The sequence below is a fragment of the Microbacterium atlanticum genome, assembly GCF_015277815.1.
Classification (GTDB): domain Bacteria; phylum Actinomycetota; class Actinomycetes; order Actinomycetales; family Microbacteriaceae; genus Microbacterium; species Microbacterium atlanticum.
Map to the genome: position 1 here is coordinate 2,175,548 of NZ_CP063813.1, position 21,097 is coordinate 2,196,644.

Here is a 21,097-nt window from a genome sequence, read left to right on the forward strand (position 1 = left end):
CCGGCGGGTTCAGCCGGACCCCGCGCCGCGTCCGTCACACCGAGTATGGCCCCGCGGGGCGCTGCGGGCGACGCCCGTGGGCTCGTGCGCCGCGCTGCTCAGCGGCGGCCGGTGCTGTCGAGGAGCGCCTGCCACACCGCCGGGTCGTTCACGATCGGCACCATCATCAGCGCACCCGCCGCGAAGGAGAACACGATGCCGGCGGTCAGCGGGATCCACCACGTGAGGCGGCCCCTGCGCAGGTTCCAGAGCGAGACGAGCAGCGTCAGGATCCATCCGACGGCGAGCACGATCGCCGCAGCGACCCCCCAGGGGCGTCCGGCCGCCGGGTCGGAGAGCTGCGCGTCCACCCCCATGAAGCCGAGCACCATCCCGGCGTACTCGTTGTAGTCCAGGTAGGCCGGGAACGCCGAGATGACGCTCACCAGTCCGTAGGCGAGGAGCGCGAACGTCACCACGCGGTCGACGCGGCGCGGGCGCGGCGACGGGACGACGGGCGCCGTCGCCGGCGGGGCTCCCGCGTCGGCGACGACGGGCGCAGCCGTCGCGAGCTGCCAGGGCGCGGGCTCCTGGATGCGGGCGCGCTGCTCCTCCACCGTCGCGTACTCGCCGTACTGCGGCCGTGGCCGCACGTCGGAGGCTCCGGCCGGATCGGTCACGAGCGGCTGCGGCCGCCGACGGCGCGCGCGTCGCGCTTGCCCGAGGCATCCTGCCGCAGCTCCTTGGGCAGCGAGAACATGAGGTCCTCCTCGGCGGTGCGGACTTCTTCCACGACGCCGTACCCGGCGGCCGCGAGATCACGCAGCACCTCCTGCACGAGAACGTCGGGGACGGAGGCTCCGCTGGTCACGCCCACGGTTTCGACGCCCTCGAGCCACGCCTGTTCGATCTCGTCCGCGTAGTCCACGCGGTAGGCGGCCTTGGCACCGTACTCCAGGGCCACCTCGACCAGTCGCACGCTGTTGGACGAGTTCGCCGAACCGACGACGATCACGAGATCCGCGTCCTTGGCGACCTTCTTGATGGCGACCTGGCGGTTCTGCGTGGCGTAGCAGATGTCGTCCGAGGGCGGGTCCTGCAGCTGCGGGAAGCGCGCGCGGAGGCGACGCACCGTCTCCATGGTCTCGTCGACCGACAGCGTCGTCTGCGACAGCCACACGACCTTCGACGGGTCGCGCACCTCGATGGTGTCGGCCTCGTCGGGCGAGTTCACGATCGTGACGTGGTCGGGCGCCTCTCCGGCGGTGCCCTCGACCTCTTCGTGGCCGACGTGGCCGATCAGGAGGATCTCGAAGTCGTCCCGCGCGAAGCGCACCGCCTCGCGATGCACCTTGGTCACCAGCGGGCAGGTCGCGTCGATCGCGCGCAGGCCCCGGTCGGATGCCGCGTTCACGACGGCCGGCGACACGCCATGGGCGCTGAACACCACGTGCGCGCCCTCGGGGACCTCGTCGACCTCTTCGACGAAGACCGCGCCCTTCTGCTCGAGCTCGGTCACGACGTGGATGTTGTGCACGATCTGCTTGCGCACGTACACCGGCGCCCCGAAGCGCTCCAGTGCCTTCTCGACGGCGATGACCGCCCGGTCGACGCCGGCGCAGTAGCCGCGCGGCGATGCCAGCAGCACCTTCTTCTGTCCGGCGACGGCGATATCCTTGAGCGGTTCGCGCCGGCGCGGGATGCGCGGGACGGGCATGCTCACAGGGGCATGGCTCACACGGGTCGATCCCACGGTGCTGGTGCTCACCCCTCGATTCTACGGGCGGCCTCCTGAGCGGGGCCTCGGCGCGGCGCCCGCGCCGCCCGCCGTCATCCCGGCGGATCCTCCGGCCGGGGACGAAAGGACCGCATGACCTCCTTCCAGCCCGCCGTGGTCCCCGGCGAGCCCCCGCCCGCCGACTCGGTGCGCCCTCGCGACTCCACCCCCCAGGCGCCCACGTCGGTCGCCCGCCTGAACGACACGATCCGCGGCTTCGTGCAAACCTGGGGCTCGGTGTGGGTCGAGGGCGAGATCACCGGGTGGAATCAGCGCGGCGGCAACGTCTTCGGGCGCCTGAAGGACCTCGTGACGGACGCCACGATCTCGTTCCGGGTGTGGTCGTCCACGCGGGACCGCCTCCCCGGCGACCTCAAGGTCGGCGACCACGTCATCGCGTGCGTCAAGGCCGACTACTTCGTCAAGAGCGGCGACTTCGGCTTCAGCGTCTCGGCCATGCGGCACGTGGGGCTCGGAGATCAGCTGGAACGGCTGGAGCGGCTCCGCGTGCAGCTGCGCCAGGAGGGCCTCTTCGACCCTTCCCGCAAGAAGGCACTGCCGTTCCTGCCTCACCTCGTGGGGCTGATCACCGGCGAGAACTCGGACGCCGAGAAGGACGTCCACCGCAACGCCGAGCTGCGCTGGCCCCACGTGAGGTTCCGCACCAAGTACGCGGCGGTTCAGGGGGACCGCTGCGTTCCCGAGACCATCGCGGCGCTGAAGGCGCTGGATGCCGCCCCCGACGTCGACGTGATCATCATCGCGCGCGGCGGCGGCGATCCCCAGACCCTCCTGGGGTTCAGCGACGAGCGCCTGCTGCGGGCCGTGGCGGCGGCATCCACCCCCGTCGTGAGCGCCATCGGCCACGAGAACGACCATCCGCTCCTCGACGACGTCGCCGACCTGCGGGCGTCGACGCCGACCGACGCCGCGAAGCGGGTCGTGCCGGACGTCGCCGAGCAGCGAGCGCTCGTCGCGCAGCTGCGCGCGCGCCTGACGACCCGTCTCACCCAGCGTCTCGGCCATGACATCGCACAGCTGGAGCAGCTGCGGTCGCGGCCGGCGCTGCGCTCGCCCGAGTCGCTGCTGACGACGCGCGCGCACGAGGTGGAGCTGCTGGCCGCGCGCGGCCGGGAGCGGATCGACCGGACGCTGCAGCTGCACGAGCGGCGCACGGCGGAGCTGCAGGCGACCCTGCGCGCGCTCTCCCCCGCGTCGACCCTCGCCCGCGGCTACGCGATCGCGCATCTGGCCGACGGCGTCATCGTGCGCGACGCGGGGCAGGCTCCGCCGTCCACCTCCGTCGTCGTGACCGTCGGACGGGGGTCGTTCGCGGCGCGCTCAGAGGGCGAGGTCGCCGAGGGCGGCGCGGCCGCCGGCGGCACCGTCGACGCGGCAGGAGCAGCGGATGCCGCGGGGTCCGGGGCCGTCCCCGCGCCGAACTAGACTGGGGGCCATGACCGAGTCGAGCGGCGCCCCCGGCGACGTCGCGACCCTCTCGTTCGAGCAGGCGCGCGACGAGCTCGTGCGCGTGGTCGCCGAGCTGGAGCAGGGCGCACCGACCCTCGAACACTCCCTCGCACTGTGGGAACGAGGTGAGGCGCTCGCGGCGCGATGCGAGGAGTGGCTGCTGGGCGCCAAGCGCCGCCTGGAGGCCGCCCGGGCCTCGGCGGAGCCCGCCGCGCGCCGCACGGATGAGAACGGCGGCGCATGATGGCGCGTGAACCGCGCATCGTGGCAGAGCTGGGCCGCCCGGAGACGCCAGACGAGACGGCGGCCCGCAAGGCCGAGTCCTCGCGCATCTACCGGTCCAGCCAGAACGTCCGCAATCTGGTCGCCGCACTGCTGGTGACCCTCGGGGTCGTGCTGGTGATCATGCTCGCCGTCCCCCGCGGCACACCGCCCGCCCGCGAGCCGATCGATGTCGCCGTCGTGGCCGAGCGCGTCTCGGCCTCCGAGGGAAGAACGGTCATCGCTCCCGAGCTGTCGGAGGGGTGGGTGGTCAACAGGGCCGGCGTGGAGGGCAGCGGCGCGGCCCGCGCGTTCACCGTGGTCTACGCCCCGTCAGGCGTGGACGACCGCGGTTTCCTCCGCGTCGCGCAGGGCTTCGACGCCGACGAGTCGTGGCCCACCCGTGTGCTCGCCGGTGCGGCGCCGCAGACCACGGTGACGATCGACGGCATCTCGTGGGACCGCTACGAGCTCGACCCCGATCGCACGGGCAACATCTCGGTCGCGATCGCCACCGACGCCGGGCCCGACACGGTGCTCATCTACGGCACCGCCCCCGACGGCGCGCTGGAAGAAGCGGCGCGCTCCGTCACCGATCAGATCACCGCACTGCGCGAGGAGGACGAGTGACCGACCAGCCCACACCCGCGAAGGCCTGGCAGGAGATGGAACGGGGCAACGCGCGATTCGTCGCCGGCGAGCCCCGCCACCCCCGTCAGGACGTCGACACCCGCCACACCCTCGCTGACGGTCAGCGTCCCCGAGCGGCGCTGTTCGGATGCTCGGACTCGCGCCTGGCGGCCGAGATCATCTTCGACAAGGGCCTGGGCGACCTGTTCGTGGTGCGCAACGCCGGGCAGGTCATCTCCGACTCCGTCGTCGGCAGCCTGGAATACGCCGTCGCCGTCCTCAAGGTGCCCCTCATCGTCGTGCTCGGCCACGACGCGTGCGGCGCGGTGCGCGCCGCGATCGACAGCACCGACATCGACGCCGCTCCCCTCCCGCCGCATATCTGGCGACTCATCTCGCCGATCGTCCCCGCCGTGCGCCGCGTGCAGCGGCAGACCGCCGTGGACGGCGTCCTGCCGGAGGAGATCGACGCCGACGAGGTGGGGCGCGAGCACCTCCGCGACACCGTGGCAGACCTGCTCCACTCATCGGAGCTCATCAGCGAGGCCGTCGCCGAGGGCAGGCTCGCGATCGTCGGGGCGAAGTACCGCCTCGCCGAGGGCACGGCGGTGCCCGACGTCATGGTCGGCATCACCCAGCCGGCCTGATCCCCTTCATCCCCCCACCCCGTACCGACACGTGAGGAACAACGACGTGACCGACATCGAGTACCGCATCGAGCACGACACCATGGGCGAGGTGCGCGTCCCGAAGAACGCGCTCTACGCGGCGCAGACGCAGCGCGCGGTCGAGAACTTCCCGATCTCGGGCGACCCGCTCGAGGCTGCGCAGATCGTGGCTCTCGCGCGCATCAAGAAGGCCGCGGCACTGGCCAACAAGGAGCTGGGCACGCTCGACGCAGCCATCGCCGACGCGATCGCCGGCGCCGCCGACCGCATCATCGCGGGCGAGTTCGCCGATCAGTTCCCCATCGACGTGTACCAGACCGGCAGCGGCACCTCCTCGAACATGAACATGAACGAGGTGCTGGCGACCCTTGCGACGCAGGCGCTCGGCGCCACGGTGCACCCGAACGACCACGTGAACGCCTCGCAGTCGTCCAACGACGTCTTCCCCACCTCCGTGCACATCGCCGTGACACAGGAGCTCATCGACGATCTGATCCCCGCGCTGGACCACCTCGCCGTCGCCCTGGAGGCGAAGGCCGAGGAGTGGAAGACCGTCGTCAAGGCGGGACGCACCCACCTGATGGATGCCACACCGGTCACGCTGGGCCAGGAGTTCGGCGGCTACGCCCGGCAGATCCGCCTCGGGATCGAGCGTGTGCAGGCCGTCCTCCCCCGCGTCGCAGAGGTGCCGCTGGGCGGCACCGCCGTCGGCACGGGGATCAACACGCCGCTGGGCTTCCCGCAGCGGGTCATCGAGCTGATCGTCGCCGACACCGAGCTTCCCATCACGGAGGCCAAGGACCACTTCGAAGCGCAAGCCAACCGCGACGGCCTCGTGGAGGCATCCGGCGCCCTGCGCACCATCGCGGTGTCGCTCACGAAGATCAACAACGACCTCCGGTGGATGGGCTCCGGGCCGAACACCGGTCTCGGCGAGCTGCATATCCCCGACCTGCAGCCGGGCTCGTCGATCATGCCGGGCAAGGTCAATCCGGTCGTCCCCGAAGCGACGCTCATGGTGTGCGCACGGGTGATCGGCAACGACGCGACGGTGGCGTGGGCCGGCGCCTCGGGCGCGTTCGAGCTCAACGTCGCCATCCCGGTGATGGGAACCGCCGTGCTGGAGTCCATCGAGCTGCTCGCGAACGCCTCGCGCCTGCTCGCCGACCGGACGATCTCCGGTCTGCAGGCCAACGTCGAGCGCGCCGCGGCCTACGCGGGGATGTCGCCCTCCATCGTCACGCCCCTGAACAAGTTGATCGGCTACGAGGCTGCGGCGAAGATCGCGAAGCACTCGGTCGCGAAGGGGATCACCGTGCGCGAGGCGGTGATCGACCTCGGCTACGTGGAGCGCGGGGAGCTCACCCTCGAGCAGCTCGACGAGAAGCTCGACCTGCTGTCGATGACGCACCCGGGCTGAACCGGCGTCCCGTGCCGGATGGGGCGCCGGGGGGCGATAATCAGGGAATGGCCGGCACGCCTCGCCCGATCCCCGCGCGCGTCAGGATCCTCGCAGCGATCCTCGCGGTGGCGTGCGTCGGATTGGCGATCGTGGGAAGCGTGACGTTCCTGGTGCAGCGCGAACAGGCGATCAACGGCGTGAACGACCGGCTGCGCGCTCAGGTCGAGTCGCTGGAGGCGCTCGCCGACGACAGTGGGCCGGCCGACGTCGGGGGCGGCGTGGAGGCCGCCGAGGAAGAGCTCGACCCGGCGGACTACGAGACCGTCGACGACTTCCTCTACGCCATCGTCGCGGGCCTCGTTCCAGCGCGGAACGAGGCGTCGCTGGCCCTCCTTGACGGCGCGCCGCGGTGGGTGCCGTCGACGTACTCCGGATTCAGCATCGCCGAGAACCAGGAGCTGATCGACCGGGTCGTCGACGAGACGGCGGACGGCACGACGCGGTGGGGCACGGCGGTCACCGACCAGGGCTCGCTGCGCTACATCGCGATTCCGGTCTCGATGCCGGGGGATCCGCGCAAGGGACTCTACGTCCGGGCTGTGAACCTGGGATCCGAGCTGCAGCCGGTGACCACCGCCATGGCGACCTACGTCATCGCGGCCGTCGCGGTCCTCGCCGCGATCGGCGTGGTCGGCTGGTTCGTCACGGGCCGGCTGCTCTCCCCCATCCGCCACCTTCGCGACACCGCCGACGCCATCTCCATCAGCGACCTCTCGCTGCGACTGGAGCCCCAGGGCAACGACGACATCGCCGATCTCTCGCGCACCGTCAACTCCATGCTCGACCGCCTCGAGGGCTCGGTGGACGGTCAGCGCCAACTCCTGGACGACGTCCGGCACGAGCTGAAGACGCCGATCACCATCGTGCGGGGACACCTGGAGCTCATGGACCCGTCGGACTCCGCCGATGTCGCCGCCGCGCGCGACATCGGGATCGCCGAGCTGGACCGCCTCGCCCGCCTGGTGGAGGACATCGACGTGCTGGCCACCGCGGAGGCCGAGTCGTACACGTTCGCCGAGGTGGAGCTGGGTGCGCTCACCGCTCGCGTCGGGGAGCTCGTCGCCGTCATCCCGGGTCACGCGTGGCGCGTCGAGGCGATCGCCGAGGGCGTCACCATCGGGGATCAGGACCGGCTGCTTCAGGCGTGGCTGCAGCTGGCCGACAACGCCGCGAAGTACACCCCCGCCGGAAGTCCCATCGAGATCGGGAGCGCGCGCGACGCCAACGGCGCACAGCTGTGGGTCCGCGATCACGGACCCGGCATCCCGGCCGCCGCGCGCAGCCGCATCTTCCAGCGCTTCAATCGCGCGCAGATCAAGCGGGCCGTGGGAGGATCGGGCCTCGGTCTCGCGATCGTCGACGCGATCGCCAAGGGCCACGGCGGGCACTGTTCGGTGACCGACACGAGCGGCGGCGGGGCCACGTTCACGATTCACCTGCCTCCGGTCGAGGCCGATCTGCCGGCGCCGGTGCGCGCAGGCGATGTCGTTCTGCAACGGGAGGCGTCCGGATGACGAAGATCCTCATCATCGAGGACGAGCCGCGGATCGCCGCGTTCGTCAGCCGCGGTCTGGAGTCCGCAGGCTACGAGACCGTCGTGGTCGAGGACGGCCCCGAAGGTCTCGAGGCCGCGCTCCGCGGCGACGGCGATCTCGTGCTGCTGGACGTCGGCCTGCCCACGATGGACGGGTTCGAGGTGCTGCGCGAGCTGCGGGCGCGCGGCTCGATCGTCCCGGTGATCATGCTGACGGCACGGTCCAGCACGCGCGACACCGTCGCCGGTCTGGATGCCGGAGCCAATGACTACGTGCCCAAGCCGTTCACCTTCGAGGAGCTGCTGGCCCGGGTGCGCTCGCGCCTGCGCGAAACCGTCCCGCAGCCGGGTGTGTCGATCTCGCACGGCGACGTCACGCTGGACATCCTCGCGCGGCGCGCGACCGTGTCCGGTCGCGAGGTGGACCTGTCCGCCCGCGAATTCGCACTGGCCGAGCAGTTCCTGCGCAACCCGGGTCGCGTGCTCAGCCGCGAGCAGCTGCTCAGCCGGGTGTGGGGGCTGGACTTCGACCCCGGTTCGAACGTGGTCGACGTGTACGTCCGCTACCTCCGCGGCAAGCTCGGCCCCGACCACATCGTCACGGTGCGCGGCGCCGGCTACCGCTGGGAGTGATCCTCCGGCCTCGGCGCGAAGAAGCCCCCGGTGCTGGGGGACACCGGGGGCTGTGAAGGGCCGGACTGGGGGATCCGGCCATCATCAGTCGCGCTTGTCTGGGGAATCGCGCGACTGGTCTTTCTTCGCGTCGGGACCAGCGCCGTTGCCGTGCCCGACGTTCGCACCCGCGTGTGCGGGACGCGGGGGGTGAAAGGGTTTCTGCGGCTGCGCGCGTTCGCCGCCGGGGAGGTCACCGGCGGAACGCGAGAGGCCGGGTGCCGTGCCCTGTGGCGACGACTCGGGTGCGGCGAGGCGCCGCTGCGACTCGGCTTCGGCGAGGCGCCGCTCCTCGGTGGTCACGTCGACGGGGACCGGCATCACGGAGGCGTCGTCGTCCTCGGCTGCCCGCTCGCGGTCGAGACGGGCGACGAGCGCCTCGATTCGTCCCGCCGACCAGCCGTGGGCGCTCGCCCACGCGCGGACGGCGTCCCACGATCCGGCGGCCGCCGCTGTCGCGATGACGGACTCGAGCTGGTCGGCGGCCGCGGGGACATCGGGTGCCGTGCCGGCGTCCAGGGGACCGGCAGCGGGCGGGGCATCGGCCCGTCGGACGATGACGGGCGCGGGAGCCTCGGCGACCCCCGCCGGTGGTGCGATCGCGTCCGGCGCGATGACGTCCGGTGCCGGGGTGGGCGCGTCGACCGCAGTGGGCCGCGACGCCGGCGTCGGCGTGGTGGTGGAAGGGGAGGCGGCGGGGACGAGAACCCTGCCCGTGGTGACCGCCGCGCCCGGAGAATCCTGCAGCGCCGCGGTGTTGGTGAGAGCGACCGCAGTGACGACGGCGACGCTTGCCGCGACGGCGGTCAGCCCGCCGACGACGAGCCCCGTGCGTCCGTCCACGTCGATGTCCTGCCTTCCGTGCGTGCGGCGTCGATCCCCCCGTCCATGTTCGCAGACGGGTCGACCGCGCGACGCCGGCACGCCATGAGACTCTTCTCATGGTGCGACGCGGGTCGACCGTGCGTGCAGCCTCAGCGCGACGATCACGGGCCGGGGTCGCAGGCGCCCCGGCCCACGCTGGGCTCAGGCCAGCTCGCCGGCCTCCAGCAGGTCGGTGACCAGGGCGGCGATCGCCGAGCGCTCCGAGCGCACCAGCGTCACGTGCCCGAACAGGGAGTGTCCCTTCAGGGTCTCGATGACCGACGCGACGCCGTCGTGGCGGCCGACCCGGAGGTTGTCGCGCTGCCCGACGTCGTGGGTGAGCACGACGCGCGAGTTCTGGCCGATGCGGCTCAGCACGGTGAGGAGCACGTTCCGCTCGAGCGACTGCGCCTCGTCGACGATCACGAACGCGTCGTGCAGCGAGCGTCCGCGGATGTGCGTGAGCGGCAGCACCTCGAGCAGTCCCCGCTCGATGACCTCGTTCAGCACGTTCGCCGACACCACCGACCCGAGGGTGTCGAACACCGCCTGCCCCCAGGGATTCATCTTCTCCTGCTGGTCGCCCGGCAGGTAGCCGAGCTCCTGCCCGCCCACGGCGAACAGCGGTCGGAACACGATGATCCTGCGCTGCTGCTGGCGCTCGAGCACCGCCTCGAGCGCGGCGCACAGGGCGAGCGCCGACTTGCCCGTTCCCGCCCGTCCGCCCAGTGACACGATGCCGACCTCGGGGTCGAGGAGGAGGTCGACGGCGATCCGCTGCTCGGCCGAACGACCGTGGAGACCGAACACCTCGCGGTCTCCGCGGACGAGGCGGTACTCGCCCTCGCCCGTCACCCGTCCGAGAGCAGAGCCTCGCTCGGAGTGGATGATCAGCCCGGTGTTGACGGGCAGACCGCGCACCTCGTCGCTGGCGGCCACCTCGCTCTCGTAGAGGTCGGAGATGTCGTCGCCCGACACGTCGAGGTCGCAGATGCCGGTCCAGCCCGAGTCGACGGCCTGCTCGGCGAGGTATTCCTCCGCGGTGATGCCGAGGGAGGCGGCCTTGACCCGCATCGGGAGGTCCTTGGAGACGACGGTGACCTCCTGGCCGTCCTGCGCCAGGTTCATCGCGACGGCGAGGATGCGGCTGTCGTTGTCGCCGAGGCGCATGCCTGACGGCAGCACCGAGGCGTCGGTGTTGTTCAGCTCGACGCGGAGGGTCCCGCCGGTGCCCACCGGGACCGGGAAGTCGAGGCGCCCGTGCTCGACGCGCAGCTCGTCGAGGTGGCGCAGAGCCTGCCGTGCGAAGTAGCCGATCTCGGGGTCGTGCCGCTTGCCCTCGAGCTCGGTGACCACCACGACGGGGATCACGACGCTGTGTTCGGCGAACCGGAAGAACGCCCGAGGGTCGCTCAGCAGCACGGAGGTGTCCAGGACGTAGGTGCGCAGATCCTGGTCGGATCCGACGACCTGCGCATGGTCCTGACGGCGCTGCTCGTGTGGTGCTCGTGTGGTCACAACCCACTCCCGCCCCGGGTGGTTCACCCGGCAGTAACGAGTCGACCAGGGGTCACGAGTCGCGATCCGTGAGGCCGACTCGACCGGGCTCCTTGCCCGATGCGATCAAACTACGACCCCCCGGCGACACGGTGCCGACCCGACACGCCCGAATCCCATGACGAAGGGGTGAACGGATGCCGCGACCGCGCGTGCAGGCTCACCAGACCCGGGCCGACGCGACAGCGGCCAGGGCGTCACCGAACAGCCGCATCGTGTCGGCACCGGTCCCCACGTGCGGGGAGACGCGGATCCGGCTCGCACGCGCGGTCACCGTCAGCCCGTGGTTGGCGAGGGATGCCGCAAGCGGCGCGGCATCCCGTGGCTCCGGCGCCAGGGTGACGATGCCTGCCCGGCGCTCCGGGTCGCGGGGCGTGACCACGGGGACGCCGTAGCGGTCCGCGAAGAACATCACGTCGGACGCGCGCGCCGCCAGCACCGACTCGATGTTCGCGACGCCGGCGGCGGCGACCTCGCGCAGCGCCGTCGCCAGCCGTGCGGCGGCCAGCGGGTCGGGACCGGAGACGGTGAAGGCCTGGGCGGACGCGGCCGGCGCGGGCACGGTGTCGACCGGGAGCTCGTCGCCCACTCCCCGGAAACCGGAGAGCACCGGGGCGATGCGCTCCAGGGCACGCTCGCCGAACCAGGCGAAGCCGGTGCCGCGGCCGGCGCGGAGCCACTTGTAGCCGTGGCCGCACACCACATCAGCCGCGCCGTAATCGGCCTCGACCATGCCGAAGCCCTGGATCGCGTCGACGATCAGCAGCCGATCGCCGATCACCTCCCGGAGGGCGGTAAGGTCGGCCCGGTAGCCCGAGCGGAAGTCGACGAGGCTCACCGCGACGGCGCGTGTGTCGTCGGTGAGAGCGCGGCGCACGACGTCGGGGGTCATGGCCCCGTCTGCCGGCTCCACCCACTGCAGCTGCACCGAGCCCAGCGCGTCGGCGGCCCGCGTCGCGGCCACCGTCAGGCTCGGGAACTCGCCACGGTTGAGCATCAGGCCACCCGCGAGGCCGTACACGGCCTGCGTGAGGCCGTCTGTGGTCGACGGCTGCAGCACGACCTGATCCGCGGCGGCCCCCAGGAGCTCGGCGACCAGTTCGCGCGCCTCCCGCGTGTGCTCGGCGACGAGCTGGATGCCCGAGCGGCGGCCGGTGCCGAGCAGCTCGGTGTCGGCCTGCGCCTCGCTGCGCACCGCAGGGGAGAGCGGGCCGAACGCCGCCCAGTCCAGGTAGCCGGGCTCGGCGTCGAACGACGCCAGGTAGGAGTCCAGATCCGTCACGCGCAACATTCTGGCAGAGCGCCGCGAGGTGTCGTTCGGCGACTATGGGCGCGAGGCGAGGCCGACGACGGCGCCGGCATCAGCCGCCGTAGCGGCGATCCCGCGAGCTGAAATCGCGGATCGCCCGCAGGAAGTCGACCTCGCGCAGGTCGGGTCCGAGCGCCTCGACGAAGTAGAACTCCGAATGAGCCGACTGCCAGAGGAGGAAGTCGCTCAGCCGCTGCTCACCCGAGGTGCGGATGACCAGGTCGGGATCAGGCTGGCCGCCGGTGTACAGGTGCTCGCCGATCTGCTCCGGGGTCAGGCTGGCGGCCAGCTCCTCCAGCGAGCCGCCCTCCCGGTGGTGCTTGGCGATGATGCTGCGCACCGCGTCGACGATCTCTCCCCGCCCGCCGTAACCGACGGCGAGGTTCACGTGCATGCCGCCGTTCCCGCGCGTGCGCGCCTCCACCTCGGCCAGCACGCGCGCGAGCTCCTCGGGCAGCGCGTCCGCGCGTCCGACGTGCTTCACCCGCCAGTCGCGCTCGTGCGAGACCTCGTCGGCGAGCTCGGCGATGATCTGGAGCAGGTCCGACAGCTCGCGCGAGTCGCGCTTGCGGAGATTGTCGTTGGAGAGGAGGTACAGCGACACCACGCGGATCCCCACGTCGTCACACCAGCGCAGGAAGTCCTTCATCTTCGCCGCGCCGGCGCGGTGACCGTGGGCGGCGGAGTCGTAGCCCAGCTGCTTCGCCCACCGGCGGTTGCCGTCGATCATCATCGCGAGGTGGTGGGGCACCGCTTCGGGGTCGAGCCGCCGGCGCAGGCGGTTGATGTAGAGGCGGTAGAGAGGTCCTCTGCCTTCATTCGTCGAACCGCGCGCCACACGCCTACGCTACCCCGCGACCACGTTCGGCCGTAGCGCGCGGCAGGTGGCGGCATCCGCTGTCCGCATGTGCCGACCGCGGCATGCGGCCCCGTCTACGCTGGGAGGATGAGCCGTCGCCGCCGCCTCGCCGAGGCCCCTGACGTTCCCGTGCTGCCGCTCATGGACGCGGCCGCGGTCGATGCCGCCGCCCCCGAGATCCGCCCCACCTGGCGAGGCTGGATCCATGCCGCGACCTTCCCGGTCGCGATCGTGGCGGGGGTCGTGCTCATCGCCGTCGCCCAGGGCGCGCCGGCCAAGTGGGCCTCGGCCGTCTTCATGGCCACCTCGCTGCTGCTGTTCGGCAACTCGGCGCTCTACCACCGCTTCGATTGGAAGCCGAAGACGAAGGCGATCCTCAAGCGGATCGACCACGCCAACATCCTCCTCCTGATCGCCGGCACGTACACGCCGATCGCGACTCTCGCGCTGCCGCCCGAGAAGGGGGTCCTGCTGCTCACCCTGGTGTGGAGCGGCGCGATCCTCGGCATCCTGTTCCGGGTCTTCTGGCTCCACGCGCCCCGCTGGCTCTATGTCGCGCTCTACCTGGTGCTCGGCTGGGCTGCGGTGATGTACATCGTGGACCTGCTCCAGGCCAACGCCGCGATGATGATCCTCGTGGCCGTGGGCGGCATCCTGTACACGATCGGCGCGGTGATCTACGCCTCCAAGCGGCCGAATCCCTGGCCCGGGCACTTCGGGTTCCACGAGATCTTCCACGTCTGCACGGTGCTGGCGTTCCTGTGCCACTGGACGGCCGCCCTGCTCATCGCCCTCGATCCGCTGTCGCCGTCGCTGGGCGTGCCGGCCTGACGGCCGATGACGGATGCCGCGACCCGCGGCATCCGGCTGATCCCTGGTCCTGCGGGTCAGCGCTCCGGAGATGCCGGCTCGCCCGGCGCGTTCCCGGCGCGGCCGTCCCCCGCCGCGTCGGCATCCTCGGCGTCGGACGCCGTCGCCCCGGCAGCGCGCTCGGCCTGCTCCTGGGCGTCCAGCTCCTCCTGGATGTCGGCGCGAACCCGGCCCCTCCGGATGCGGCGCATCATGTCCCAGACGAGGAAGATGACGGCCAGGGCCACCAGCGCGGTGATCAGGAAGCCCGCGACCCCCGGGGTCACGAGGTCCGGGTCGACCTCCGACGTCGGCGTGGGGGCGGGCGTCGTCGTCGCGGCGCTGACGATGGCGGCGAGCGCGTGGGGCATGGGGATCCTCGCTGCCCGGCGGGCGGGCGGTGTCGTCGGGGTGCGCGAGAGCGCATAGCCTGGAGTTCCCAGCCTAATCTTCCGATGCGGCCCGACGAGACCTCAGGAGCGGCGTGACGACGCAGGACATGCTCGACGATCGCTACGGCCGGCGCCGCTCGCCCGCTGCCCGGTGGATCGTCGCCGCGGGCATCGTCCTGGCGCTCGGGCTCGTCGCCCTCCTCGGGTGGTCCACGGTCCGCGCCTCGATGAACGCGGTCGACTCCGACACGACATCGTTCGACGTGGCGGACGAGCACTCCGTGACGCTGGGATTCCAGATCACCGCTCCCCCGGGTTCGGCGGTCGCCTGCGCGCTCGAGGCCCAGGACGAGGATCACGGCGTCGTGGGCTGGCGGGTCGTCGAGCTGCCGGCATCCGAGCTCCACGCCCGCGCCTTCCGCGAAGTCATCCCCACCACCGCCCCGGCCACGACGGGATTCGTCAACTCGTGCTGGGTTTTGTCCTGACCCGGCGCGTGACGTAGTCTGACGGGAGATCAATCCCGCGCCCTGGCCGTGAGCCGGGGCGTTCGGTTTATGTCCGCACCGGCCTGGTTGAGGCGGTGCCCAACGAAGGAGTCAGCCGTGTCCACCGACGCACCCGTGACCTTCCTCACTCAGGACGCCTACGACCGCCTGGCCGCCGAGCTCGAGCACCTCTCGACGACCGGCCGCGAGGAGATCGCCAAGCGCATCGAGGCCGCGCGCGAGGAGGGCGACCTCAAGGAGAACGGCGGCTACCACGCCGCCAAGGACGAGCAGGGCAAGCAGGAGGCGCGCATCCGCACCCTCCAGCAGCTCCTGAAGACGGCCAAGGTCGGCGAGGCTCCCGAGAGCAACGGCGTCGTCGAACCAGGCACCGTCGTCACCGCCGTCATCGCCGGCGGCGAGGAGGTCTTCCTGCTCGGCAACCGCGAGATCGCCGCCGGCTCCGAGCTGGACGTCTACAGCGAGGCGTCGCCGCTGGGCACCGCCATCCTCGGTCGCAAGGAGGGCGAGAAGACCTCGTACACCGCCCCCAACGGTCGCGAGATCGCCGTCGAGATCGTCAAGGTCGACACCTACAACGGGCAGTGAGAGACCGCGGGTCCGCCACCGGACCCGCCGTCAGTCCGGCACGACCGTGGGCGTGTAGCCGGCGTCCTCCAGCACCGAGATCACGTGCGCGCGGTGCTCCTCGCCGCGCGTCTCGACGCTCAGCTGCAGGATCACCTCGCTGATCTGCAGACCGTGCCCGTGACGGGTGTGCAGCACCTCGTTCACGTTCGCCCCGGCGATCGCCAGGAGCTCCGACACGCGCGCCAGTTGGCCGGGGCGATCGGGAAGCGGGATCCGCAGGGTCATGTAGCGTCCGGACGCCGAGAGTCCATGCGCGACGACGCGCTGCAGCAGCAGCGGGTCGATGTTCCCGCCCGAGAGCACTGTCACCGTGGGCCCGTGGGCGACGACCTTCCCGGCGAGGATCGCCGCCACGCCCACCGCGCCCGCCGGCTCCACCACCTGCTTGGCCCGCTCCAGCAGCACCAGCAGCGCGCGGGCGATGTCGTCCTCCGAGACGGTCACGACCTCGTCGACGTGCTCGCGGATGATCTCGAACGGCAGGTCGCCGGGGCGTGCCACCGCGATGCCGTCGGCGATGGTCGGGGACGTCGGGACCTCGACCGGATGCCCCGCCCGGAGCGAGGACGGATAGGCCGCGGAGTTCTCGGCCTGCACGCCGATGACCCGGATCGTGCGCCCCTCGGCGGCCGCCCGGGCCTTCACGGCCGCCGCGACACCGGCGATCAGCCCTCCCCCGCCGATGCCCAGCACGACGGTGTCCAGCTCGGGGAGCTCGTCCATCAGCTCCAGACCGAGCGTGCCCTGCCCGGTGATCACATCGGGGTGGTCGAACGGATGGATGAAGACGGCGCCGGTGCGCTCGGCGAACTCGGCGGCCATCCGCAGGGGCGTCTCGACGGTGGCGCCCTCGAGCACCACGTCGGCGCCGTACCCCCGCGTGGCCAGGAGCTTGGGCACCGGGACGCCCAGCGGCATGAAGATCGTCGCCGGGATGCCGAGAGCCTTGGCTGCCAGCGCCACGCCCTGCGCGTGGTTGCCCGCGGATGCCGCGACGACGCCGCGCGCGCGCTCCTCAGCCGTCAGTCGCGACAGCCGGTACGTCGCGCCGCGGATCTTGAACGATCCGGTGCGCTGCAGGTTCTCCAGCTTCAGGTGAACGGGGACGCCGAGCAGCTCGGAGAGGTGCTGCGACTCGTCCAGCGGCGTGTGCGCGATGACACCCTCGAGGGTGGCCGCGGCATGCGCGAAATCCTCCAGGCTCGGTGCGGACGATCGCCGCGCCGGCGGGTCGACCGGTGCTGCGGCGGTCTCCTCGACACGCCGGGTGTGATGGGCGGTGGTCACGGACGTGCTCTCCTCGGCCGCGGGACGGTGCTCCAGATGAGGTCTCCGGTGGGTTTGGCGCCGGTCTCCCAGGCGCGTTCGGCGAGATAGACGGCGACCACGTTGATGAAGGCCGCGAGCGGAACGGCGAACAGGGCGCCCGGGATCCCGGCGATCATCGCGCCGCCGGCGACGACCAGGACGACGGCGAGGGGGTGGACCTTGACGGCCGAGCCCATGAGCAGCGGCTGCAGGACGTGGCCCTCGAGCTGCTGGACGCCCAGCACCACGACGAGCATCCACAGCGCGATCCAGGGCCCGTTGTAGACGAGCGCGAGGAAGACGGCGACCGCTCCGGTGACGACCGCACCGACGATCGGCACGAACGCGCCGAGGAAGACCAGGACCGCCACGGGGATCGCGAGCGGGACGCCGAGCAGCGCGGCGCCGAGACCGATCCCCACCGCGTCGATCGTCGCGACGAGGAGCTGCGTGCGCGCGTAGTTGACCACGGTGACCCACCCGGCGCGGCCGGCGCCGTCCGCGGCCGGACGGGCCTTCTTGGGGAACAGCCGCAGCGTCCAGCGCCAGATGCCCGCTCCGTCGGCGAGCAGCGTCAGCAGGATGAACAGGGCGAGGATCGCGCCCGTCGCGACATGGCCGATCGTCGTGCCGATGGCGAGCGCGCCGGACCAGAGCAGCCCTGCCTGCTCCTGCACGAGAGCCCAGCCCTGCCCCAGCAGATCGTCGATCTGCGCCGCGCTGAGGTGCAGCGGCCCGTCGATGAGGTACTGCCGGAACTGGGCCATCGCGGCGACGGTGCTCTCCTGCACGGACTCCCACTGCCGCACGATCTGCCAGACGACCAGCCACAGCAGGCCCGTCACGATGGCGAGCGTGCCGATGACGGAGATCACGATCGCGAGCCAGCGCGGCACCCGGTGGCGCAGCATCCAGGTGAAAGCGGGCCACAGCAGCGCGGTCACCAGGATCGCCACCAGCAGCGGGATGACGAGCAGCTTCAGCTGGATGACGAGCCAGACCGCCACGCCGGTCGCCGCGGCCACCAGGATCAGGCGCCACGCGTAGGCGGTCGCGATGCGCAGGCCACGCGGCACGGCGGCGGACGTCTCGGTGGTGACGACGCGGCTGCGGTCGCGCACGGCATCGAACAGCGAGCCGCGAGGCTTGTCGTCGGAGCCGCTCATCCGCCCAGTCTAGGCGCGTCGCATTCCGCGCCGGTGATGGAGGAGGGTTGTCGGAGCCGCTGGCTAGGCTGACGCGCGTGAAGTCCTCACTGAGCGCCGCCGAGGCGCGTCGGGTCTCGCTCGCCGCCCAGGGGTTCGATCGCGGGCGTCCGGCTGCGGCCGGCACACGGCAGCTCAACCTCGCGCTTGCGCGCATGTCGACCTTGCAGATCGACTCGGTGAACGTGTTCGCCCGCTCCCACTACATGCCGCTGTTCTCGCGGCTGGGCCGGTACGACACCGCCGTCCTCGACCGCCTCCTCTTCGCACGCCGTCCCCCGTACGTCGAGTACTGGGCGCACGTCGCCGCCTTCGTGCCCGCTGTCGACTGGGGCCTGTTCCACTTCCGCATGCAGGATCTGCGGGCGAAGTACGGCTCGAAGCCCGGGGGGTGGCTCGACACGCACCGCGATCTCGTCGACTGGGTCCGCGCCGAGCTGGCCGACCGCGGCCCGCTCCGGCCGGCGCAGATAGAGCACGACGCCCGGGAGGGCGCTCGCGGACCGTGGTGGGACTGGGACGCCGTGAAGAACGCCCTGGAGTACCTGTGGCTGTTCGGCGAGGTGGCGATCGCCGGGCGCAAGGGGTTCGAGCGGCGATACGCGCTCGCCAGGGACGTCATCCCTCACGACGTGCTGGACGCGCCGGTGCCGCGGGACGAGGCCGTCCGCGAGCTCGTGCGGCGCGCCGCCCGCGCGTACGGCGTCTCGACGGCCGCCGATGTGGCCGACTACTGGCGCATCGCCGACCGCAAGGCCGTGACCGCGGCGCTGGACGATCTCACCGACGCCGGCGAGCTGCATCCGGTGTCCGTACAAGGGTGGACCACGGCAGGCCGGCCCGCGCGCGCGTGGCTGCACCGCGACGCCACGGTGCCGCGGCGCATCGATGCGACGGCGCTGCTCACGCCCTTCGATCCCGTCGTGTGGTTCCGCGACCGCGCCGAGCGCCTGTTCGACTTCGAGTACCGGATCGAGATCTACACGCCCGCGCCCAAGCGGCGTTACGGGTACTACTCGCTTCCGGTGCTGGTCGGAGACGACATCGTCGGGCGCATCGACCTGAAAGCGGATCGTGCCGGTTCGCGGCTTCTGGTGCAGTCGGCGTGGTGGGAGCACGGGCGACCCGCCGACGCCACCGGGCGTCTGGCCGACGAAGTCCGGCTGGCCGCGGCGTGGCAGGGCCTCGAGACCATCTCGGTCTCGAGGTGGGGCGATGCGACGGACGACCTCGCCGGCGCGCTGCCCGAGGCGGCGCGCCACGATTCCACCTCTCGCGAGCGCGTCGCTCTCGCGCCCGACGAGCCGGGCGGGCTGGAGGCGGCCGACGCGGACGCTCTGCGCGGCTGACGCGGCCACCGATGCGCTTGCGACCGCGGCGGCTGTGCGGCGGCCGGCGTCACGCGGCCGGCGACACCGTCACGTCCAGCCCCAGCCAGCGCGCCAGCTCGCCGATGTGCGCGTCGACGGCGTCGCGCACCGCATCGGTGAACGGCTCGTCCTCGTGCACGGCGTGCACCCGCAGAACGCCCGCCGTGCGGTCCGCCTTGGCGTCGAGCTTGCCCACGAACCGGTCGCCGTGCAGGATCGGCAGCGCGAAGTATCCCCAGCGCCGCTTCCCGGCGGGCTTGTACATCTCGAGCAGATACTCATACCCGAAGATCTCCTCCAGGCGCCGCCGGTCGAAGACCAGCCGGTCGAACGGCGACAGCAGGGCGGTGCGCGGCGCGATCTCATCCCCCGCATCGAGCGCGGCGGGGTCGACCCGCCACGAACCGGCGACGCCTTCGATGAGCGCCTCGTCGCCGATCACTCCGACGTCGATCGGCTCGAACGGCTGCGCCGTGCTCTTGGCCCGCGCGATGCCCAGCGACGCCAGCCGTCGCTCGGCACGCTCCCTCGCCGCCTCGGCCTCGCCCAGCTCCGGAACGTCGGACGGATAGACCCGGTCGGCGACGTCGAACCGCCGGCCCGCGGCGTCCCGGGAGTGCACGGCCACGTCGCCGCAGAGCACGAGCATCTCCAGAAGCTGCATCGAGTTGCGGTTGTCGGTCCATCCCGAGGACCGCCACGACACCTGGGCCGTGTCGGGGATCTCCGACGCGCGCAGCGGCCCCTCCGCGCGGAGCCGTGAGAGCACGTCACGGCGGAAGCGCTCGTTCGCGGCCAGCCACTGCTGGGCCCGGGCCGACTGGGGCCGTCGCCGCATCTCGGGCAGCAGCAGCGCGAGGTCGGTCATTGCGCGATAGAACCCGCCCCATTCGAAGACGGCGCGATCCTCCTCGACGAGCCGGACGAGGTCCGCCGGCTGGTACGGCCACCCGAGCCGACTCCACAGGATCAGATCGGCACTCGGCGCGATCGCCGCCGTCGGCTCGATGTTGACCACGGTCAGTGCGTCGATGGTCTCGACGATTCCCGATGGCCGCTCCGCCGAGAGCAGCTGCGCGCGCACGGCGATGCGCCGCGCCTGTTCGCGCGTCAGCCGGCGGGGCATGCCCCGAGAGGACGGCTGTTCGCCCGCAGTCGCATCGATCCGGCGCGCGTCAGAACTGCACGCGAGGCGGCTCGGAGATCGCTGCCCCGTCGATCACTTCGAAGAACTCCCGCTCGTGGAAGCCGAGGTTGCGCGCGAACATGTTGTTCGGGAAGACCTTGATCTTGGTGTTGAGCTCACGCACGCCGCCGTTGTAGAAGCGGCGCGAGGCCTGGATCTTGTCTTCGGTGTCGACGATCGACTGCTGCAGCTGGAGGAAGTTCTGGCTCGCCTGCAGCTGCGGATACGCCTCGGCGACCGCGAACAGCGATCTCAGCGCCTGCTGCATGCGTCCCTCGGCGGCCCCCGCCTCGGCAGGACCGGACGCCGAGAGCGTGTCGGCGCGCGCCTGCGTGACCCGCTCGAACACCGCCTTCTCGTGCGTCGCGTAGCCCTTGACCGCCTCGATCAGGTTCGGCAGCAGATCGGCCCGCCGCTTGAGCTGCACCGTGATGTCGCTCCACGCCTCGTCGACGCGGACGTTGAGCTGCACCAGCGAGTTGTACGTCGCCCACAGGTAGATGCCGACGATGACGGCGAGCGCCACCACGATGAGGACTGGGATCAGCCATTCCATTGCCGAGGCTCCGTTCGGTAGTGCCCTCATACTATCGACGCGGGTCCGCC

22 protein-coding genes are annotated in these 21,097 nt (G+C 71.7%); 11 read left to right on the forward strand and 11 right to left on the reverse strand.

Annotation, left to right across the window (positions count from 1 at the left end; all coding sequences use genetic code 11):
- Positions 1 to 98: 98 nt before the first annotated feature.
- Both IR212_RS09940 and IR212_RS09945 read right to left on the reverse strand, forming a co-directional pair.
- On the reverse strand, positions 99 to 659 hold the full coding sequence (locus IR212_RS09940) for a DUF6264 family protein (RefSeq protein ID WP_194395776.1): 561 nt from the start codon (positions 657 to 659) through the stop codon (positions 99 to 101).
- A complete protein-coding gene (locus tag IR212_RS09945; RefSeq protein WP_194398629.1) occupies positions 656 to 1,696 on the reverse strand; it encodes a 4-hydroxy-3-methylbut-2-enyl diphosphate reductase in 1,041 nt (346 codons plus the stop codon). The genes IR212_RS09940 and IR212_RS09945 overlap by 4 nt, the downstream gene beginning before the upstream one ends.
- Before the next feature lie 153 nt (positions 1,697 to 1,849).
- On the opposite strand from IR212_RS09945, the gene xseA reads away from it, so the two are divergent.
- From xseA to IR212_RS09980, 7 genes are read left to right on the forward strand one after another with little or no spacing between them, the layout of a single operon-like run.
- A complete protein-coding gene (gene xseA / locus IR212_RS09950) occupies positions 1,850 to 3,202 on the forward strand; it encodes an exodeoxyribonuclease VII large subunit (RefSeq protein WP_194395777.1) in 1,353 nt (450 codons plus the stop codon).
- A gap of 10 nt (positions 3,203 to 3,212) precedes the next feature.
- The gene (locus tag IR212_RS09955; RefSeq protein ID WP_194395778.1) at positions 3,213 to 3,470 is read left to right on the forward strand and encodes an exodeoxyribonuclease VII small subunit; all 258 of its coding nucleotides are present in this window, start codon (positions 3,213 to 3,215) and stop codon (positions 3,468 to 3,470) included.
- Positions 3,467 to 4,117: a DUF4245 family protein gene (locus IR212_RS09960; RefSeq protein WP_228479260.1), complete on the forward strand. Its 651-nt coding sequence runs from the start codon at positions 3,467 to 3,469 to the stop codon at positions 4,115 to 4,117. Before IR212_RS09955 ends, IR212_RS09960 begins: the two co-directional genes overlap by 4 nt.
- A 35-nt stretch (positions 4,118 to 4,152) precedes the next feature.
- Complete coding sequence (locus IR212_RS09965) at positions 4,153 to 4,764, forward strand: carbonic anhydrase (RefSeq protein WP_194398631.1); 612 nt, start codon at positions 4,153 to 4,155, stop codon at positions 4,762 to 4,764.
- 46 nt (positions 4,765 to 4,810) lie between these two features.
- A complete protein-coding gene (locus IR212_RS09970; RefSeq protein ID WP_194395779.1) occupies positions 4,811 to 6,205 on the forward strand; it encodes a class II fumarate hydratase in 1,395 nt (464 codons plus the stop codon).
- A gap of 47 nt (positions 6,206 to 6,252) precedes the next feature.
- On the forward strand, positions 6,253 to 7,761 hold the full coding sequence (locus tag IR212_RS09975) for a sensor histidine kinase (protein ID WP_194395780.1): 1,509 nt from the start codon (positions 6,253 to 6,255) through the stop codon (positions 7,759 to 7,761).
- On the forward strand, positions 7,758 to 8,414 hold the full coding sequence (locus IR212_RS09980) for a response regulator transcription factor (protein WP_194395781.1): 657 nt from the start codon (positions 7,758 to 7,760) through the stop codon (positions 8,412 to 8,414). The genes IR212_RS09975 and IR212_RS09980 overlap by 4 nt, the downstream gene beginning before the upstream one ends.
- Before the next feature lie 84 nt (positions 8,415 to 8,498).
- Here the strand turns inward: IR212_RS09980 and IR212_RS09985 are convergent, their stop codons facing one another.
- The 4 genes from IR212_RS09985 to IR212_RS10000 all read right to left on the reverse strand — a co-directional run bounded on the left by IR212_RS09985 (position 8,499) and on the right by IR212_RS10000 (position 13,021).
- Entirely contained in the window at positions 8,499 to 9,296 is a 798-nt protein-coding gene (locus IR212_RS09985) for a hypothetical protein (protein ID WP_194395782.1), read from the reverse strand.
- Positions 9,297 to 9,479: 183 nt separating this feature from the next.
- Positions 9,480 to 10,835, reverse strand: coding sequence for a PhoH family protein (locus IR212_RS09990; protein ID WP_194395783.1), 1,356 nt, complete (start codon positions 10,833 to 10,835; stop codon positions 9,480 to 9,482).
- Positions 10,836 to 11,034: 199 nt separating this feature from the next.
- On the reverse strand, positions 11,035 to 12,156 hold the full coding sequence (locus tag IR212_RS09995) for an aminotransferase class V-fold PLP-dependent enzyme (RefSeq protein ID WP_420488595.1): 1,122 nt from the start codon (positions 12,154 to 12,156) through the stop codon (positions 11,035 to 11,037).
- Between the two features lie 79 nt (positions 12,157 to 12,235).
- Positions 12,236 to 13,021, reverse strand: a complete 786-nt coding sequence (locus IR212_RS10000) for an isoprenyl transferase (RefSeq protein WP_194395785.1) — start codon at positions 13,019 to 13,021, stop codon at positions 12,236 to 12,238.
- 108 nt (positions 13,022 to 13,129) lie between these two features.
- Here IR212_RS10000 and trhA point away from each other — a divergent pair, with 108 nt between their 5' ends.
- On the forward strand, positions 13,130 to 13,873 hold the full coding sequence (trhA, locus tag IR212_RS10005; RefSeq protein ID WP_228479261.1) for a PAQR family membrane homeostasis protein TrhA: 744 nt from the start codon (positions 13,130 to 13,132) through the stop codon (positions 13,871 to 13,873).
- Positions 13,874 to 13,929: 56 nt separating this feature from the next.
- On the opposite strand, the gene IR212_RS10010 is transcribed toward trhA, so the two are convergent.
- Entirely contained in the window at positions 13,930 to 14,262 is a 333-nt protein-coding gene (locus IR212_RS10010) for a hypothetical protein (protein ID WP_194395786.1), read from the reverse strand.
- A gap of 113 nt (positions 14,263 to 14,375) precedes the next feature.
- Between IR212_RS10010 and IR212_RS10015 the strand changes: the two genes are divergently transcribed.
- The gene (locus tag IR212_RS10015) at positions 14,376 to 14,771 is read left to right on the forward strand and encodes a DUF4307 domain-containing protein (RefSeq protein ID WP_194395787.1); all 396 of its coding nucleotides are present in this window, start codon (positions 14,376 to 14,378) and stop codon (positions 14,769 to 14,771) included.
- 117 nt (positions 14,772 to 14,888) lie between these two features.
- The gene (greA, locus tag IR212_RS10020; RefSeq protein ID WP_194395788.1) at positions 14,889 to 15,380 is read left to right on the forward strand and encodes a transcription elongation factor GreA; all 492 of its coding nucleotides are present in this window, start codon (positions 14,889 to 14,891) and stop codon (positions 15,378 to 15,380) included.
- A gap of 30 nt (positions 15,381 to 15,410) precedes the next feature.
- On the opposite strand, the gene ilvA is transcribed toward greA, so the two are convergent.
- Entirely contained in the window at positions 15,411 to 16,622 is a 1,212-nt protein-coding gene (gene ilvA / locus IR212_RS10025) for a threonine ammonia-lyase (RefSeq protein ID WP_194398633.1), read from the reverse strand.
- Between the two features lie 83 nt (positions 16,623 to 16,705).
- Positions 16,706 to 17,896 (reverse strand): AI-2E family transporter, encoded by a 1,191-nt coding sequence (locus tag IR212_RS10030; RefSeq protein WP_194395789.1) that lies wholly within the window; start codon positions 17,894 to 17,896, stop codon positions 16,706 to 16,708.
- 77 nt (positions 17,897 to 17,973) lie between these two features.
- Here IR212_RS10030 and IR212_RS10035 point away from each other — a divergent pair, with 77 nt between their 5' ends.
- Positions 17,974 to 19,284: a winged helix-turn-helix domain-containing protein gene (locus IR212_RS10035; RefSeq protein ID WP_228479262.1), complete on the forward strand. Its 1,311-nt coding sequence runs from the start codon at positions 17,974 to 17,976 to the stop codon at positions 19,282 to 19,284.
- Between the two features lie 49 nt (positions 19,285 to 19,333).
- Here IR212_RS10035 and IR212_RS10040 read toward each other — a convergent pair whose 3' ends face one another.
- Positions 19,334 to 20,431: a DNA glycosylase AlkZ-like family protein gene (locus IR212_RS10040; protein WP_194395790.1), complete on the reverse strand. Its 1,098-nt coding sequence runs from the start codon at positions 20,429 to 20,431 to the stop codon at positions 19,334 to 19,336.
- A 49-nt stretch (positions 20,432 to 20,480) separates the two neighbouring features.
- Positions 20,481 to 21,047: a LemA family protein gene (locus IR212_RS10045; protein WP_194395791.1), complete on the reverse strand. Its 567-nt coding sequence runs from the start codon at positions 21,045 to 21,047 to the stop codon at positions 20,481 to 20,483.
- Positions 21,048 to 21,097: the final 50 nt, after the last annotated feature.

What these genes read in the sequence shown, in the direction of transcription:
- IR212_RS09945 (WP_194398629.1), bottom strand. Translation starts at nt 1,696, where the DNA reads ATGCCCGTCCCGCGCATCCCGCGCCGGCGCGAACCGCTCAAGGATATC.
- xseA (WP_194395777.1), top strand. Translation starts at nt 1,850, where the DNA reads ATGACCTCCTTCCAGCCCGCCGTGGTCCCCGGCGAGCCCCCGCCCGCC.
- IR212_RS09955 (WP_194395778.1), top strand. Translation starts at nt 3,213, where the DNA reads ATGACCGAGTCGAGCGGCGCCCCCGGCGACGTCGCGACCCTCTCGTTC.
- IR212_RS09960 (WP_228479260.1), top strand. Translation starts at nt 3,467, where the DNA reads ATGATGGCGCGTGAACCGCGCATCGTGGCAGAGCTGGGCCGCCCGGAG.
- IR212_RS09965 (WP_194398631.1), top strand. Translation starts at nt 4,153, where the DNA reads ATGGAACGGGGCAACGCGCGATTCGTCGCCGGCGAGCCCCGCCACCCC.
- IR212_RS09975 (WP_194395780.1), top strand. Translation starts at nt 6,253, where the DNA reads ATGGCCGGCACGCCTCGCCCGATCCCCGCGCGCGTCAGGATCCTCGCA.
- IR212_RS09980 (WP_194395781.1), top strand. Translation starts at nt 7,758, where the DNA reads ATGACGAAGATCCTCATCATCGAGGACGAGCCGCGGATCGCCGCGTTC.
- trhA (WP_228479261.1), top strand. Translation starts at nt 13,130, where the DNA reads ATGAGCCGTCGCCGCCGCCTCGCCGAGGCCCCTGACGTTCCCGTGCTG.
- IR212_RS10010 (WP_194395786.1), bottom strand. Translation starts at nt 14,262, where the DNA reads ATGCCCCACGCGCTCGCCGCCATCGTCAGCGCCGCGACGACGACGCCC.
- IR212_RS10030 (WP_194395789.1), bottom strand. Translation starts at nt 17,896, where the DNA reads ATGAGCGGCTCCGACGACAAGCCTCGCGGCTCGCTGTTCGATGCCGTG.
- IR212_RS10040 (WP_194395790.1), bottom strand. Translation starts at nt 20,431, where the DNA reads ATGCCCCGCCGGCTGACGCGCGAACAGGCGCGGCGCATCGCCGTGCGC.
- IR212_RS10045 (WP_194395791.1), bottom strand. Translation starts at nt 21,047, where the DNA reads ATGGAATGGCTGATCCCAGTCCTCATCGTGGTGGCGCTCGCCGTCATC.